Source organism: Labilithrix sp., assembly GCA_019637155.1.
Classification (GTDB): Bacteria; Myxococcota_A; Polyangia; order Polyangiales; family Polyangiaceae; genus Labilithrix.
The window spans coordinates 80,233-96,393 of the sequence record JAHBWE010000016.1 but is presented as its reverse complement, the minus strand read 5'-3'; the positions used below and the strand labels follow the sequence as shown (position 1 = coordinate 96,393).

Here is a 16,161-nt window from a genome sequence, read left to right as displayed (position 1 = left end):
CGATCACGACCGCACGCGCTACTGAACCTCGAGCGGCCACTCGAGCCACGTCGTGCCGTTGCGGTTGTCGTGGAGGATCATCCACATTCGCTGTCCGCTCACCGGATCCGGCGGCGGCTCGTATTCGATCTCCGTCTTCGGCGGGCGTCCGAGCGTGCCGTCGAAGATGATCTTGCGGTCGGTGCGGAACTTGCCGGCGCTCGAGAACCAATCGACGTAGAGCGTCTCGTGCTGCACGTTGTTGTTCGAGTCGACGATGTCGGGGTCGAGCTCGGCGGTCGCGTCGTCGAACTGGACGTCGAGCTTCACCGTCTCGCAGAGCCCGGTGGCCTCGTTGCGCTTGCAGCGCGGGGTGACGACGCCCTTCGCGGCGTCGAGCGGCTGCCCCTCGAAGGTCACGCCGCTGAAGGTCGGGAGCGCGTTCCGGCGCTGATCGAAGACGAAGACGCGCGTGAAGGCGAAGACGAAGTCGTCGGGGCCGAGCTCTAGCCCCGTCTCGTCGTCGAAGCAGCCGACCGGGAGCTGGTTGAGGCCGAGGCCGGACTTCGGCGCGACGCGGCGGAGGTGCCCCGCGCACGCGGCGACGAAGTTGTAGGCGGTGACGGTGCGGTCCGCCCCCGCGCCCGGCGGCGCGACGACGCCGTCGAGCGCGTTCGGCGGGATCGTGATCGTCGTCTTCGTGCTCTCGACGAGGACCGGCGACAGGTCCGTGTTCAGCGGGAAGAGCTGGTGCACGAACGCGTAGCAGACGAAGTACTGGTCGCCGGGCGGGTTCACGCACGGAGCGGGGAACCAGAAGACGCGCATCGGCTTCTTGGTCGGGCTCGTGCGACCGTCGAAGGCGAGGACCTCGAGGTTCACGTTCTCCCCCGGACGCGCATAGGGGAGGTCCGACTTCGTCGCGAGGATGCGGATCGTCTGGACCGCGTTCTTCGGCGCGAAGTCGGCGCCGCAAGCGACCATGCCCACGAGGCCGACGAAACCGGCGGCGGCGAGGAGCTGCTTCACAGGAGGTCTCCGCGCAGGCCGAGGATCGGCAGGATGGGCAGGCCGAGGACAGGGGACTTCTCGACGTAGTTGTAATTGTAGGAAATGCCCTCTTGGCTCCGGTGGAAGTAGATGTTTTGGATATCGAGGTAGATGCTGAGCTTCAGCGGCTTGGCGTCGATCTCCTTGTCGACGCGGAAGTCGAGCTGGTGGAACGTGCCGAGGCGCTCGCCGAAGAGCGGCATCGAGCTGACCGGCTGATACACCGCGCGGTCGGCGTCGAGCGCGCCGTAGTTGCTCGGCGTGTACAGGTTGCCCGAGACGAGGCGGAAGCGCCCGCCGACGCGCCAGCCGTGCCCGAGGTTGCGGCTCAAGATGGCGGTCAGGATGTGCGTCTGATCGAAGTCGAAGAGGCGCAGGAGATCGTCCGGCTTCTCGCGCCGCTCGCTCCGCATGAGCGTGTACGCGATCCACCCGAACATCTTCGGGTCCTTCTGCCAGCGGAGCAGCCACTCCGAGCCGTACACGCGGCCGTCGCCGGTGTTGCCGAGCCCCTGCACGACGAGGTTGTCGAGCGCCTTGTAGAAGCCCTCGACCGACACCGTGACGTGCGCGCCGACCTCCTGCTCGAGGCCCGCCGTGTAGTGGATCGCGCGGTTCGACGTCAGGTTCGGGCGCCCGAACACCTTGTCCATCTCGAACGCCTGCGGCGGCTGGTGGAAGACGCCGACGCCGCCTTTCACCGTGGTCTTCGGGCTGCTCGTCGTCAGGTCTTGCCGGACGACGACGCGGGGTGAGAAGTTCCAGCTCGAGTTCCGCGCGTCGGTCTCCGCGAACTTGAAGTAGTCCGCGCGGATGCCGGGCACGATGCGCGTGCCGCGCAGCGGGACGATCTCGAGGTCGGAGTACACGCCCGGCGTGAACAACGTGCCGGACGTGTCCTGCCGCACCGAAGGCGCGTTCAAGCCGCTGTCGGGCACGCCCGGGCGCTGCGGCACCGGGAAGCGCACCGCGATGTTGAACGGCGTGTGGATCGCGTCGATGCCGGCGTTGAGCGTGATCGCGCGCGCGAGGCGGCGGCTCACCTCGGCGCGGAGCGAGATCGGGGTGGTGGTGAGATCGAGGTAGTTCGGACCGAATCCGAAGTTGACGTAGTCCTGCCCGACCGCGGCGACGGCGGTGACGCGGGTGTCGGCGTTGAGCTTGTTCGTGTAGCGCATCTGCGCGCGCCAGAACGTGACGACGGCGCGGATGCCGCCGCCGAGCACGAAGTCGCCGCCGAGGTCCGAGCTGAAGATCTGGAGTCGGTCGTCCGAGCCGAAGAAGAAGAACCGGAGCTCGTGGTCCGGCCCGAGCTCCTTCTTCAGCATCACCTGGTAATCGTAATAGCGCGGCGCGGTGCTGACGCCGGCGGCGCTCGCGAGGATCGGGCCGAGCCACAAATCGAAATACGACCGGCGGCCGCCGAGCATGAAGCTCCAGCCCTTGCCGAGCGAGCGCTCCGCGACGAAGCGCGCGTCGATGAGGTCGACCTGCGCCATGCCGTGCATGCGCCCGTCGTCCTTCGGCCCGCGCACCGCGACGTCGACGATACCGCCCATTCCGCGGCCGTATTGCGCGCCGTAGTTGCCGGGATAAAAGTCGATATGGTCGAGCACCTCGGTCGGGAGGACCGAGGAGAGGCCGCCGAAGTGGTAAATGAGCGGGATGTTCGTCCCGTCGACGAAGTAGTTCGTGTCCTGCGGGGCCGAGCCGCGCACCACGAGCTGACCGCCGAACGGCGGCGGACGCGCGACGCCGGGGAGGTTCTGGAGCGAGCGGAGCGCGTCGCCGTTGGTGCCGGGGATGACGTTGATCTCCTCGCGCGGGATGCTGCGCTTCGTGACCTCCCGCGGCGGCCGCTCGCCTTTGACGCGGACCTCTTCGATCGCCTCCTCCGGCTCGCCCGGTTTCCCCGGCACCGTCGGCGGCGGCGCTTCTTCGAAGACGGCGAGACGGAGCACGACCTCGGCCTCCTCGCCCGCGCCGATCTCCTCGTCGAGGTCCTGCGGCGTGCGCCCCCGCGCCTCGACGTGGATGTGGACCTTCCCCGCCGCGAGGCCCTCGACGCGGTACGCGCCGTCTTTCCCCGTCGTCACGCGATGCTCGCCGGTCGCGTCGGTCACCACCACCGTCGCGCCCTCGATCGGCACGTCGTTCGGGGGACGAAGGACCTTGCCCGTCACGCGCGCGGCGGGCGGATCGAACGTGTACGAGAAGCGGATCTTCGCGGCGATCGGCGCGCCTCCGCGCGTGGCGGGCTCGAACGCGAGGCCCGACGCCGCCGACGCCGCCGCCTCGTCGAAGCCGTGCCCCACCGGCTCCGGGATCGTCGCGGTCTTCACCTTCCCGCTGGGATCGATCTCCAGGATCAGGTTCACGACGACCCGCCCCGCGACCTTCTCCCGGAGCGCTTGCTCCGGATAAAGCGCAGGCGAGTCCTTCGTCAGCTTCGGCGGAACCACCTCGTTCGCCGGCGCGGGCTGCTGCGCAAACGCGATCGCCGGCGAGGACGTGAACGCCAGGGCGGTCGCCGCGAGCGCGAGACGAAGGACCACGCCGCGAGCGAGGAGGAGGAAACAGCGCGGCCTCACGTTGCCGCTCGTATGCACCGAGCTCATTCGACGTTGCGACGCTCCGAGAAGGAGGAGCCACTCTGCCCAAACGCGAGGGCGCGGTCGACACCGAATTCACTCCAGCGGCGAATGACGACTAGCGGTGATTGCCGATCTGCCGCGCCGACGGGGCAATCGGTCCGCTCGTCGATGCCGGCGGACCTCCGGTCGGAATGCGCAGCGGCGCCTGTCTCCCGCTGATATTCGTCGTATTCACGAGCAGCGCATCGCGACAGCCGCCGCGGGCGCGGATTCATGGAAACTGCGATGCGGAAACCAACCTCGAGCCGTCGCACGCCATGATGCAGGCACACTCCTCCCATGGCTTGCGCGCAGCCGTCATCGTGCGCGCCGGGGAAGGACCAGAACGGACGCCGATGTCGTTGCCATCGGCAGTTGGCGCGCGAATGGTGTTTTCCTCCCAGGAGCCATTCACGTCACGATCTCGGCGTCCGACTACTTGCCCGTGAACGTGGCGTGAGACGGGTCGGCGGGCGACCTCATGCCCTCTCGGATTCGGGTGCCGTGGCCGGATGCGCCGGCTCCGAGAGGACCGGATCGCTCATGCTGGCGTCGGCCTGGCGCGCGGCGCGAACGAGTCGGCTCACCGCGGAGACGTTGCCGACTACGCCGATGGCGATGACCGCCGCGAAGACGACCGGCAAGGCGAAGTCGCCGGTGAGTGGAGCGACGGCGGATGCAAGGAGCAAGAACGCGAGACGATGCGCGCGCCGCATCGGCGCGTCTTTGCTCACGACGCCGAGCTCGCGCTCGACCGACGAGGAGTAGCTCACCATGAAGCTGCCGACGATGGCCGCGATCGTGAGCGAGAGCAGCGCGACGTCGCCGTGGACGTAGAGCGCGATCCCACCGAGAAGAATCGCGTCCACGTAGCGGTCGACGGTCGTGTCGAGCACCTGACCGAACCGACTCTGCGTCCCCGTGCGCCGAGCGACGAAGCCGTCGAGCCCGTCCGCGAGCGAAGCGACCGTCGCGATCGCGGCGGCGACGCCGAAATGCCCGGTCGCGAAGGCCGCGCCGGCGCCGAGAGCGATGACGGCCGACGCCACCGTGATCGAGTTGGCGCTGACGCCGAGATGAGCGAGCGCGCTCCCGAGCGGCTCGAGAGCGCGATAGACCGCGTGCATCGGCGCCCGGCCCACGAGCGGCAAGCCCGCCTCACGCTCGACGCGGGACGCGACGAGCGGACGACCGTGGACGAGGCTCGCGAGGAGATGTGCGCCGAGCGCGACGGCGAGAGCGCCGAGCAGGCAGAGCGAGGCCGCGAGATCGCAAGACCAAGCCACGCGCACCTCAGTCGTAGTACTCGCGACCGAGGTGGTGGATCAGGTCCTCCCCCGCCATCCAACGAAGCGTGTTCTCGAGCTTCGCTCGTTGGACGAACAGGTCGTGGATCCCGCGCAGCTCGGCGCGCTTGGCGAGGTCGAGGACGACCGGCGCCGCGAGGATCGAGTCGCGGAGCAACAGACCGAGCTCTCCTCTCGGCGGGCTAATCTCGGTCGGCTTCTTCACGTGGGCTCCTCAACCAAATACGGCTCCTAAGAGGCACTCGACTCATGCACAACTAGGGCGCGCGGCGGGCCGCGCCGATGCATTCTGACCAGTGGTCTGGAGACGACCACGAGAAGTCCGCAATGAGGCGCAGCTCGGCACCGCTCACCGCGCGCACCGTTCGGGTGGGAACCTCCGTTCACACCGTGAACGCGAGCTCCGCGAGGCAGTGCGGCCGAGCGTCGAAAACGCGCTGGACGCCGTCGGACTGCGGGGTAGCTTCTCGCTGGCGTGGCATCATCTCAGGCCTTCCCGAGTACGAATCGGCAGCCCGCGCAGGCGAGCTCGCTAACGTCGTGGATGGAGGACCGACGGCGAAGACGATGGCTCGCTGCAGGTGGCGTGGTCCTCGGCGTCTCCCTCCTCGCCGTCCTTCCGCAGTTGTTCTTCGAGCGCCGAAATGCCGTCCCGAAACTACTGTTCTACGGGATTGAGGCCCCCGTCCTCTTCGTGGGTCTCTCTCTTCACTATGAACGCGCATTGCGTCGCTCGCTGGGCACGATGCGCACGCTCCTCGCGAACCTCGCGCTCGCGGCGGTGCTCGGTACGTTCTCGGCGGCGGTCGTCCTTCTGACCGTCGTCATGCTCGGGCTCAGCCTCGACGTCCAAGGCCGGCACGTGCCGCTCTCCGCCATGCTGTTCTTCGGCATGTTCTGGGGGCTCCTGTTGTGCGCGATCTGGGCGCTCGGCTTCGTCTTCCCCTTCGCCGCGGAGGACGCGCGGCTGCGCGCGCTCGAGGCCGATGCGCATCGACTCGAAGCGGACAAGTTGAAGCTCGAGGCGGATACGCATCGCCTCGAAGCGGACAAGTTGAAGCTCGAAGCCGAGCAGCTGAGGAGCGCCGCCGAGCTCGCTTATCTTCGGTCTCAGCTCGAACCGCACTTTCTCCTCAACACCCTCAACGCCATCGCGGGTCTCGTCACCAAACACCCCAAGGAGGCGCGACGCCTCCTCGGATGCCTCGGCGACCTTCTTCGGGATTCCCTGCGTGAGCCCGAGGAGATGCAGACGATCGGAGAGCAAGTTTCGTGGCTTCGCCGCTACGCCGAGATCCTGGAGTCTCGCCACGTTGGTGCGCTGCAATTTCGGTGGGAGATTGAACGCGCTGCGGAGCGGGTCCTCGTGCCGAGGCTGCTGCTCCAGCCGCTGATGGAGAATGCCGTCAATCACGGAGCCTTGCAGCGCTCCGGCGACGGTGAGGTGACGCTGCGTGTCTCGCTCGAGAGAGGGGACGGCGCCGGACACGTCGTGTGCACGGTGGAGGACAACGGGCCGGGCGTCCCCGCCGTCGAGCCGCGGCCCGGTGCGTTCGGGCTTCACTCCGTGCGCCGCCGGCTGGAGCTCAAGTACGATGACGCGAGCCTCCGGCTCGAGTCGACGGCCCGCGGAACTCAGGCGGTCGTTCGACTCCCGCTCGTCGACGACGAGCCGTCGCGGGTGCACGCGCCATGACGGAGAGACTTCGCGTCATGGTCGTAGAAGACGAGCCTCCCGCTCGCGACTATCTCGTCGAGTTGCTCGAAGACTCGAAGCTCGCCGAGGTGGTCGGTGCGGTCGGCAGCTTGGCGGAGGCCTGGCAAGCGCTGAAGCCGGGCAGCGAGCTGCAGGTGGACGCCGTGTTCGTCGATGTTCGGCTGGCGGGCAGCGGTGACACGAGCGGTCTCGCCGTCGTTCGTAATCTCGCCGGAAAACCCGACGCCCCCATGTTCGTCCTCGCGACGGCCTTCCAGGAGCACGCGGTGGAGGCGTTCAGCCTCGACGTGGTCGACTACTTGCTAAAACCGTTCACCGAAGAGCGCGTACAACAGTGCCTCCTCCGCTTGCTCGGACGGCGTCCATCCCGGGCCGAAGCAGGGTATCGAAAGCGGATCGTTGCACGCCGAGGGAAGACGCTCGTCTTCCTGGAGCCGTCCGAGGTATGGGCGTTCGAGGCGAGGGAGCGCTTGACCTCCGTCCACACGCTGCATGGTGTCTTCGACGTCGACCTCTCGCTGTCCGTCATCGAGGTCTCGCTCGGACGCTCGATGATGCGCGTTCATCGGAACTGGTTGGTCAACACCAGCTTCATCAAGGAGCTCGAGCGCGAAGGCAGGGAGACGCGAATCTTCGTTGGAGAGAGGATGGGATCGGAGCAGCGAGGCGTTCGCGTTCCGGTCGGGCGCGACAGAACGCAAGCCGTGCGCGACATGCTGCTCGGCGGCGCGACCGGCACTCGGCGTGGGAGCTGATTAGTTGAACTCGATGCGCCAGCGGAAATCCAAGCCGAAGTTGCCGACGGAGCCGGACGACACCGTGCTGATGTTGTCGTAGCTCGTTTGCACGCTGAGGGGGCGGGAGAGGCGCCACTCCACGTTCGAGCGTAACTGGCGATCTTCGGTGAGGCCGGTGGAGACGTTGGCGCGGAGGCTCTCGGTGAGCCTCCGCCCGAGCGTGACCTGCGGCTCCGTGCGGCCGGTGCGGGGGGAGTAGGCGCTGCCGAAGCGGAAGTCGTCGATGACGGGGATGACCGTCTTGAGCGCGCGGTCGGCGCCGCTCACGGTGCCGATCGCCTCGAACGCCGCGCTCGCGTAGACGGAGCCCGCGCGGACCTGATCGACCTCCGCGCGCGTGAGGCCGATCGTGAGGAGGAAGAAGATGTCCTCGCGCGACAGCGCCGGATCGCTCGTCATGTCGACGTGGAGGTCCTCGGTGTCGCCGTAGGCGTGGAGCGTGATGCGCCAGAGGCCGCTCCCGCTGCCGCCGCTCGAGATGGATCCGCTGCCGCCGCCCGCCGCCGCGCCGCCGGCGCCGGGGCCGGTCGTGTTCGAGTAGCGGCGGTACTCCGTGACGCCGGTGATGTCGACGCGCGGGACGATGCGCGTCGGATCGTCGAAGCGGATGGTGGCTTTTCGTACTTCGAAGTCGTTCGCGAAGACGCGGAAGCGGCCGCCCTGCACCGCCGCGAGCTCGCCGCGGAGGCCGAGGCGCTGGTTGGTGCCGCTGACGTGGAGGCCGCGCTGATCGATCGCGAGCTGCGCGTCGACGAGGTTGTTGCGGATGCGGAGCGGGCTCCGCGCGCGCACGTCGAAGCCGAAGACGACCGAGTCCTGAGAGGGATCGTAGGCCTCCACCACCGTGCGCTTCGCGCCGCCGCGGAAGCCGGTGAGGTCGAGCGCGACCGGGCGCGTGTACTCGAACTGCGTGATGGTGACGGAGCCGCCGACGAACGGGAGACGCCCCTGCGCCGAGGGGGCGTTGGAGTTCAGGCTCAGCTCGAGGTCCGCGTCGACGACGCCCCGCACGCCCTCGACCGGCGTGAAATAGAGCTGCCGGCCGGTGACCTCCGCGCGCGCGATGCCGAGGTTGCCGTCCTTGATCGGGAGGCGGCCCGTCATGCCGACGTCGCCGCCGAGGAAGTGGCCGCGCGCGTGCGTGATGCGGACCTCGTTCTCGTCCGCCTCGATGTCGACGTTCACGTCGCTGATGCCGCCGGGGAGGCCGCGGAACGCGAACTCGCCGCCGCGGATCGCGAGGCGGCCGTCGAGCGCGGGCTCCTTCGGCGTGCCCTTGACCTTCACCGAGCCCGTGAGCGTGCCGATGCCGCGCGTCATCTTCGGGACGACGCCGACGAGGATGCCGAGATCGATGGGCGAGAGGACCGCCTCGAGGTCGAGCGCGCCGCCGCGGGTGACGCGATCGATCTTGCCGTTCACGGCGACGGCGCCCTTGAGGCCGTTCGGCGCGGCGAGGTCGAACGTGACCTTCGGGATCGTCACCGTGTCGTTCGCGAGCGTGAACACCGCTTGTTTGTCGTGGAGCTCGAGGCGCTGCCCGCCGCGGTCGACGCGGAGCTCGGCGGGGGTGAAGGTCACGTCCGCGTGCGGGAGGTCGTCCGTCGCGACGCGCTTCAGCGCGAGAGCGCCGGAGAGGCGGCCGCCGAGCGGCGTGGCGTCGTCCGTCTCGTCGGGCGTGCGCGCGACGACGATGCGCCCGATCGGGTCGAGGTCGAAGTCCTCGAAGCGGACGTTGCCGGTGATGAGCGGGGCCTTCTGGCGCGTGACGACGACGTCGTCGAGGCGCACCTGATTACCGAATAGCCCGCCCGATATTCGGAATTCACCCTGCGAGGAGGTGTCGCGCCCATAAGCCTCTTTGTCGAGCTCGGCGTAGATGTCGGCGCCGCATTTGGTCTTTCCTTTGACCTTCGAGGGGCGCGGGACCTGGGTCATCGTGAGGTGGACGTCGGAGCTCCCGAACGGCGCGCCGAAGATGCGCATCGGGCTGAGGCTCGCGTCGGCGGTGACCTCGAAGGAGGAGATCGTGCCGCCGATGCGCGCGACGCCGGAGCCGCTGCCCTCGAGGTAGCGCGCGGCGGGACCCATCACGTTGGTGCGCGCGAGGGGGAAGCCCTGGACGACGACGCTGCCGCGGATCGCGCCGCCGCGATGGATCGCGACCGAGCCGAGGACGGAGCCGACCGGGGTGCCGCCCGCTTTCTTCACCTTCGTGAGCGACATCGAGTGGACGTCGATCTCGGCGCCCTCCAGCCCCGCGAGGCGATCCTCCCAGCGGTACTCCATGTCGGCGTGGCCCTCGTCGAAGTGCTCGCCGAGGACGTTGAGGTCGCGCCCGGTCGTCTGCGCCGTCACGGTGAGGAAGCCGCTCTGGCACTTGTCCTCCGGCCCGCCGAGCACGAGCCGCATCCGCGCGTTGGTCTCGAGCGTCCCGTCGAGCTCGAGGAGGCGAGGATCGTCCTCGAGGTGGAACATCGAGAAGAAGTCGCGGACGTTGAGGCTCTTCGAGGAGACCTGCGCCTCCATCCGCATCTTCGCCGGCTTCGAGAAATCGAGGCGCCCGGTCGAGAGCTCGTAGGTGCTCTTCCCCTTCGTCGCCCTCACGTCGGAGAGGTCGACCTTCACGTTCGCGATGTCGGCCTCGATCGTGCCCTGCGTCACGTTGCCGAACGGGATGTCGGCCATGACGAAGTCCTTCACCGACGTCTCGCCCTTCAACATCGGCGCGCCGGCGGTGCCGCTGATGTGGACCTTCGGCTCCGCGACGCCGCTCATCACGAGGTCGCCGAGGGGGGACATCTCGGCGAGGTCGATGCGGGAGCTCGGCACGTCGACGAGGAGCTCCTCGTGATACCCGATCATCACGGTCGTGTTCTGCGCGACGCTCCGCGGCGTCGTGACGGTCATGTTCTCGAAGGAGAAGCCCTTCGGACGGATCGCGAGCTTGCCCGCGAGCGCCGCGTCGGGGACGCCGATGATGCGCTCGCGCGTCGCCGTCTCCTTCGCCGGGCGGTCGTAGACCGCGAAGTTGTAGGTGTGCCCCTTGATCTCGCCGTCGAGGTGGAGGGGATCGGCGGTCCCCTCGACCTTCGAGACGTCCACCTCGCGGATGTCCCACCCGACGAAGGGCCGCGGGTGGACGTGGAAGTCGCGGAGGAGCGACGTGAAGTTGGCATTCCGGACGCTGATGCTCCCGACCTTGATCGGGATTCCGTCGGAGAGCGGGCGGACCTCGATGTCCCGTATTTCGGTCTGGCTCTCGGCGAGGTTCAGCTTCGTCAGCGGGGCGGTGATGACGCCGCGGCGGACGGCGACCTCACTCGACACGTCGCCGAAGATGAAGCGCTCCACGCGGACGCCGTGCACCTCGATCTTGCCCGCGAGATCGGGTATCGCGGTCTCGGGCGTAAATCGGATTTCGGCGTCGACGCCGGCCCACCCCTCCGTCAAGGGCGCGTCCGGCCCTTTGCGGCCGATGAGCGGGAGCGGCGCGCGCACCTTCACGTGGCCTTCGAGGTTCGGGTAGTCCTGCCCCGGCGGCATCGTCACCGCGAAGTGCCCGAGCGCGAGCTCGACGACGCGGTAATCGGTCTTCGGGAGCTCGCAGCCGAGGTGCGTGCCCGGCGCCGGGTCCATGTCCGCCGCGCCGTGGAGCTCGAGCCGGCGCACGAGCACCTTCTTCTGCTCGATGCGCGCGCGGCCGTCGAGCTTGCAGAGCGTGTCGTCGTCCACCGCGCCGCCGCGGACGACCTTGGTGCGCGCCTCGTCGACGCGGAGCGCGACCTCGAAGGCGTCGTCGCCGGCCTCGTCCTCGTCGACCGTGACGTCCGCGTCGATGTGGGTGGCGACGACGTGTTTGTCGTCGAACGTGAAGTCGACGAACGCCTCGGTGGTGGAGACGACCGAGAACGGGGCGCGCGAGCGCTTGTCGGACTTCGGGCCCTCCGGGAGGTCGAGCTTCAGGTTCTGGAGCTTCCCGTCCTTCATCACGACGCGGGCCTTCGGCTCGAGGACCTCGATCTGATCGATGACGAGCTTCCCCGCGAGGAGCCCGAAGATCTTCGGCCGCGCGGTGGCGCGCGTGGCGGTGAGGAACGGCGTGCCCCCGTCGCTCGCGTCGACGTGGATGTTCGTGAGCGTGACGCTGAGCGGCCAGAGGCGGAGGTCGAGCTCGTAGCGCGCCTCGATGCCGAGGTCCTTGACGATCTTCCGCGTCTCGCGCGTCGCGAGCGAGCGCGCCCACTCGGTGCGGACGGCGACGCCGAGCGCGATCGGGAGGAAGCCGGCGACGGCGAAGACGGCGCAGAGGAACCGGCAGACCACGCGCACCCAATCGCGCCGCCGCGACGAGCGCGGGAGCGGCGGGAGCTGGGTGCTCGAGCTCCGATCCATTGGCCCCCTCATCGTACGCCGTGGTAAGGGCGGGGGCGAACATGCGACGGCGGAGCTACGGGGTCGTCACCGGCGATCGCATCGTGCCGGCGCGGATCGCGGTCGCGGAGCAGCACGATCCGGAGCGCGTCATCGCGCTGCTCGAGGGCATGGTCCTCGATCGGCGGCGCGAGCGGCTCCTCGGCGTCATCGAGCAGCGGCTCGCGAGCGTGCAGGTCGTCTTCGACGCGCCGCACGATCCGCACAACGGCGCCGCGGTCGTCCGCTCCTGCGAGGCGTTCGGTGTGCAGTACGTCAACGTCGTCGAGCGCTACGAGGGCTTCCTCCTCGCCTCGACCGTGTCGCGCGGCTCCGAGAAATGGGTCGATCTTCGGCGCTGGAAGAAGGCGGAGGACGCCGTGACGAAGCTCCGCGCCGACGGCTACGAGCTCGTCGGCGCCGCCGCCGACGGCGAGCTCGCGCCCGCCGACCTCGCCCACGTCCCCAAGCTCGCGCTCGTCCTCGGCAACGAGCGCGACGGCATCGCGGGCGACCTCGTCGCCGCGTGCAGCCGGAAGGTCCGCGTGCCGATGCGCGGCTTCGTCGAGAGCCTCAACGTGTCGGTGAGCGCGGCGATCCTCCTCGCCGCCGCGACGGCCGGCCGGAAGGGCGATCTTTCAGAACCCGAACGGCGCCGCCTCTACGCGCGCGGCCTCTACCTGTCGGTCGACCGCGCGGATGACGTGCTTGCCCCCGCACCGCCCGAGCGGTAGGGCGAAGGACGCATGCTGCACGTCATCCCGTCGCATCAAGGTCGCCCCTCGGACGATCCGATCTTCGCGCTCAACAAAGAGGCGACGGAGCGGAAGGCGCGTGGCGAGTCGGTCGTCAACGCCACGGTGGGCGCGCTCCTCCACGACGACGGCAAGCTCGCGATCCTCCCGACCGCCGCGCGCGCGGTGCAGGAGGTCGCGCCGGAGGAGTGGGCGACGTACGCGCCGATCGCGGGCTCCCCCGACTTCCTCGCCGCCGTCATCGACGACCTGTTCGCGGGCGAGCCCGAGATGCGCGCCTGCGCGGTCGCGGGCGCGACCCCGGGCGGCACCGGCGCGCTCCGCCACGCGATCGCGAACTACATGGAGCCGCACCACGCGCTCCTCACGACGAGCTACTTCTGGGGCCCGTACCAGACGCTCTGCGACGAGACGGAGCGGAAGCTCTCGACGTTCTCGATGTTCGACGAAAAGGGCGGCTTCGACGTCGCCGCGCTCGACGCCGCGGTCGCGAGGCAGATCGCGGAGCAGAAGCGGGTCCTCCTCTTCCTCAACGATCCGTGCCACAACCCGACCGGCTACTCGATGAGCATGGAGGAGTGGCGCGCGGTCGTCGCGTGCTTGCTCCGCCACGCCGACGCGGCGCCGATCACGCTCCTCGCGGACATGGCGTACTACGCGTACGGCGCGCGCGCTCCGCGGGCGTTCCTCGCGGAGCTCTTGCCGCTCCTCGGCAAGGTGGGGCTCCTCTTCGCGTGGAGCGCGTCCAAGTCGTTCACGCACTACGGGCTCCGCGTCGGCGCACTCGTCTCGTGCGTGCCCGACGCGGCGGCGCGCGCGGCGACGGCGGCGGCGCTCTCCTATTCGTCGCGCGGCACGTGGTCGAACTGCAGCCGCGGCGGCATGCGGGCGATCGCGCGCTTGCTGACGACGCCGGAGCTCCGGGCGGCGTGCGACGAGGAGCGCGACGAGCTCCGCGCGCTGCTCGACGCGCGCGTCGCCGCGTTCAACGAGCACGCCTCGAAGGCGGGGCTCAAATACCCGCGCTACGAGGGAGGCTTCTTCGTCACCGTCTTCTGCGACGACGCGATCGAGCGCGCGCTCCGCATGAAGGAGAAGGGCGTCTTCGTCGTCCCGTCGAAGGGCTGCCTCCGCGTCGCCCTCTGCTCCGTCCCGGCGAAGGACGTCGAGCGCCTCGTCACCGCGCTGGCAGACTGAGCCGGAGCCCGGTAGTAGACTATTGACGTGAGGAGCTTCGACGGTCTTCGTCTCGTCACCGTCGTTGGGGTGGCCGCCGTGTGCGCATGCGCGGCCGTCACCGGCCTCTCCGACTACGAGCTCGTGGACGATCCCGACGCCGGCGTCGTCGGCGAAGGCGGCGCGAGCAGCTCGGGCGCGGCGTCGAGCTCCGGTGACGTCGCGACGCCGATCGATCCCTCGAGCTACGTGAGGGCGAAATGTGCGCTCCAGAAGCGCTGCCTTCCCGATCGATTCCGGGCCTACTTCGCCGACGACGCCGCGTGCGAGGGCGACGCACGGACCGACCTCGAGCCCGCCACGACGCAGGCGCAATACGATGCCTGCGCCTCGAAGCTCGCCTCCGCCACGTGCGCGCAACGCGAGCGCGACTTCGCCGAGTGCGATTTCGACCCTCCCGGCACGCTCCCCGACGACGCGGGTTGCAGCAGGAACGGCCAATGCGCGAGCGGCCGGTGCAAACGCGACCCCGGGGTCGACTGCGGGAAGTGCGCGGAGCGCCTCGCCCTCGGCGCGGAGTGCACGGGCGGCCTCGAGTGCCAAGATGACCTCTATTGCGCCTCCGCCACCAAGACGTGCACAAAGTACGGCGGGCAGAACGCGAGCTGCACCTTCGGCGACGGCTCCTGCGCGGCCGACCACAACTGCGTCGGCAACAAGTGCCTGAAGACCGTCGGCATCGGCGAGGCGTGCACGGGCTCGTTCCCCAGCTCCTGCCGCTCGAACCTGTCGTGCGTGGACGGCAAATGTGTCGAAGACGGATACGCCACGAACGTCGGCGACACGTGCGGCTTCCAATCCGGCGGCAAGTACGTCCAATGCGTCCGTCTCCATTGCCCCCTCTCGAGCCCGCAGTGCCTCGAGTACGGCAAGCAGGGCGACGCCTGCGACAACAGCGATTTCACGAAAGCGCCGTGCGGCTCGGGCCTCGCCTGCACGGACGGCACGTGCGCGCCCCGCGTCACTCCGCCTCCTCCGCCCGTTTGCCCTCCTTGACGCTACGCCGTGAGCGAGCGGCCGTTCGTCTCGCGCATGGGCGCCATGATCGCGAGCCCGATCGCTCCGTAGAGCAGGATCGCGTACGCGGGCAGCATCGGATCGTGGAAGGTCTCGATCAGCCACGTCGACAGGAGCGGCGCCGTTCCGCCCGCGAGCGCGAGGGCCACGCTGTAGGCGATGCTCATCGACGTCACGCGCGTCCGGAGGGGAAATATCTCGACGAGCATCGCGCCCTGCAGGCCGAGCGCCATGCCGAGCGGGACGGCGAGGAGCACCTGCCCGACGACGAACTGCGCGGGCGAGCCACGGAGCATGACGCGCAGCGCGGGCACGACCGCCATCATCGTGACGAGGGTGGCCGCCATCATCAGGCGCCGGCGGCCGACGCGATCGGACAGCCAACCCCCGAACGGCTTCGCCACGAGCACGGCGGCGAGGCTCAGCGTGTTCGCGAGCAAGAACGCCTCGCCGCCCTCCCCCGCGAGCGACTTGCGGCGCTCGACCGCGAACGTGAACGTCAGGTAATACGCGGCGTTCGTCATCGCGACGATCCCGAACGTCTGCACGATCGGCCGCGCGTCGGCCACGAGCGACGCGAGCCAGGGCGCGCGCTCGACCGCCGCCTGCGCGCCGGCCTCCGACTCGGCGATGCCGCGACGCAAGAGCCACCCGGCCAGACAGAACGAGACGCTCGCGACGAACGGGATCCGCCAGCCCCAGGCGCCGGCCGCCTCGGCGCCGAGCGCGCGGTTCACCGCCCACGCCGAGACCGAGCCGAGCATGAACCCGATCGTCGTGCCCGCCGCCGTCGAGCTGCTGATGAGGCCGCGCAGGCGCGGCGAGGCGAGCTCGGTCGTGTAGACCATCGAGCCGGTGAACTCGCCGCCGAGCGAGAAGCCTTGCACGAGGCGGAGGAGCACCAACGTCACCGGCGCGGCGGCGCCGATCTGCTCGTAGCCGGGGAGCAGGCCGATCGCGAGCGTCGCGCCGCCCATGAGACCGATCGACAAGGTGAGGAGCGCGCGCCGGCCGATCCGATCGCCGACGAGGCCGAGCACGACGCTGCCGGCCGGACGCGCCGCGAAGCCGAGCGCGAAGACGCCGAACGACAAGAGCTGCCGCGCCGTCGAGCTCGCCTCGGGGAAGAACTGCCGCCCGATGTCGCTCGCGAAGTACCCGTAGACCGCGAAGTCGAACCACTCGAGGACGTTCCCGATGAGCCCCGCCGCAGCGGTTCGAAGAGCGGACTGTGCCTGTGCCATGAGGATCGCGGGC

The 16,161-nt window shown here is 69.3% G+C and carries 11 protein-coding genes and 1 pseudogene; 5 read left to right on the top strand and 7 right to left on the bottom strand.

From position 1 onward, the window contains the following. Window positions 1-18 precede the first annotated feature (18 nt). The 5 genes and pseudogenes from KF837_31100 to KF837_31080 form a co-directional block, all read right to left on the bottom strand. Window positions 19-1,008 carry a hypothetical protein gene (locus KF837_31100; protein ID MBX3231813.1) on the bottom strand — a complete coding sequence of 330 codons (990 nt, stop codon included), beginning with the start codon at window positions 1,006-1,008 and terminating at the stop codon, window positions 19-21. After that, on the bottom strand, window positions 1,005-3,647 hold the full coding sequence (locus KF837_31095; GenBank protein MBX3231812.1) for a TonB-dependent receptor: 2,643 nt from the start codon (window positions 3,645-3,647) through the stop codon (window positions 1,005-1,007). The genes KF837_31100 and KF837_31095 overlap by 4 nt, the downstream gene beginning before the upstream one ends. Continuing rightward, the gene (locus tag KF837_31090; protein ID MBX3231811.1) at window positions 3,644-3,937 is read right to left on the bottom strand and encodes a hypothetical protein; all 294 of its coding nucleotides are present in this window, start codon (window positions 3,935-3,937) and stop codon (window positions 3,644-3,646) included. The genes KF837_31095 and KF837_31090 overlap by 4 nt, the downstream gene beginning before the upstream one ends. Before the next feature lie 204 nt (window positions 3,938-4,141). Beyond that, window positions 4,142-4,948 carry a CDP-alcohol phosphatidyltransferase family protein gene (locus tag KF837_31085; GenBank protein MBX3231810.1) on the bottom strand — a complete coding sequence of 269 codons (807 nt, stop codon included), beginning with the start codon at window positions 4,946-4,948 and terminating at the stop codon, window positions 4,142-4,144. A 7-nt stretch (window positions 4,949-4,955) separates the two neighbouring features. After that, a pseudogene (locus tag KF837_31080) lies at window positions 4,956-5,126 on the bottom strand (inositol-3-phosphate synthase). Window positions 5,127-5,555: 429 nt separating this feature from the next. Here KF837_31080 and KF837_31075 point away from each other — a divergent pair. Continuing rightward, window positions 5,556-6,665, top strand: a complete 1,110-nt coding sequence (locus KF837_31075; GenBank protein ID MBX3231809.1) for a histidine kinase — start codon at window positions 5,556-5,558, stop codon at window positions 6,663-6,665. Further along, a complete protein-coding gene (locus KF837_31070) occupies window positions 6,662-7,441 on the top strand; it encodes a response regulator transcription factor (protein ID MBX3231808.1) in 780 nt (259 codons plus the stop codon). The genes KF837_31075 and KF837_31070 overlap by 4 nt, the downstream gene beginning before the upstream one ends. Here the strand turns inward: KF837_31070 and KF837_31065 are convergent, their stop codons facing one another. Next, window positions 7,442-11,878 carry a translocation/assembly module TamB domain-containing protein gene (locus tag KF837_31065; GenBank protein ID MBX3231807.1) on the bottom strand — a complete coding sequence of 1,479 codons (4,437 nt, stop codon included), beginning with the start codon at window positions 11,876-11,878 and terminating at the stop codon, window positions 7,442-7,444. It abuts the gene before it with no gap. Window positions 11,879-11,919: 41 nt separating this feature from the next. Between KF837_31065 and KF837_31060 the strand changes: the two genes are divergently transcribed. From KF837_31060 to KF837_31050, 3 genes are read left to right on the top strand one after another with little or no spacing between them, the layout of a single operon-like run. Next, the gene (locus KF837_31060) at window positions 11,920-12,630 is read left to right on the top strand and encodes an RNA methyltransferase (GenBank protein ID MBX3231806.1); all 711 of its coding nucleotides are present in this window, start codon (window positions 11,920-11,922) and stop codon (window positions 12,628-12,630) included. A 12-nt stretch (window positions 12,631-12,642) separates the two neighbouring features. Next, complete coding sequence (locus KF837_31055) at window positions 12,643-13,848, top strand: aminotransferase class I/II-fold pyridoxal phosphate-dependent enzyme (protein MBX3231805.1); 1,206 nt, start codon at window positions 12,643-12,645, stop codon at window positions 13,846-13,848. Window positions 13,849-13,875: 27 nt separating this feature from the next. Continuing rightward, window positions 13,876-14,883: a hypothetical protein gene (locus KF837_31050; GenBank protein MBX3231804.1), complete on the top strand. Its 1,008-nt coding sequence runs from the start codon at window positions 13,876-13,878 to the stop codon at window positions 14,881-14,883. Window positions 14,884-14,885: 2 nt separating this feature from the next. Here KF837_31050 and KF837_31045 read toward each other — a convergent pair whose 3' ends face one another. Next, on the bottom strand, window positions 14,886-16,148 hold the full coding sequence (locus KF837_31045; protein ID MBX3231803.1) for an MFS transporter: 1,263 nt from the start codon (window positions 16,146-16,148) through the stop codon (window positions 14,886-14,888). Window positions 16,149-16,161 lie beyond the last annotated feature (13 nt).

Coding starts and splice junctions, on each gene's coding strand:
- KF837_31095 (MBX3231812.1), bottom strand. CDS start 3,647: ATGAGCTCGGTGCATACGAGCGGCAACGTGAGGCCGCGCTGTTTCCTC.
- KF837_31070 (MBX3231808.1), top strand. CDS start 6,662: ATGACGGAGAGACTTCGCGTCATGGTCGTAGAAGACGAGCCTCCCGCT.
- KF837_31065 (MBX3231807.1), bottom strand. CDS start 11,878: ATGGATCGGAGCTCGAGCACCCAGCTCCCGCCGCTCCCGCGCTCGTCG.
- KF837_31060 (MBX3231806.1), top strand. CDS start 11,920: ATGCGACGGCGGAGCTACGGGGTCGTCACCGGCGATCGCATCGTGCCG.
- KF837_31055 (MBX3231805.1), top strand. CDS start 12,643: ATGCTGCACGTCATCCCGTCGCATCAAGGTCGCCCCTCGGACGATCCG.
- KF837_31045 (MBX3231803.1), bottom strand. CDS start 16,148: ATGGCACAGGCACAGTCCGCTCTTCGAACCGCTGCGGCGGGGCTCATC.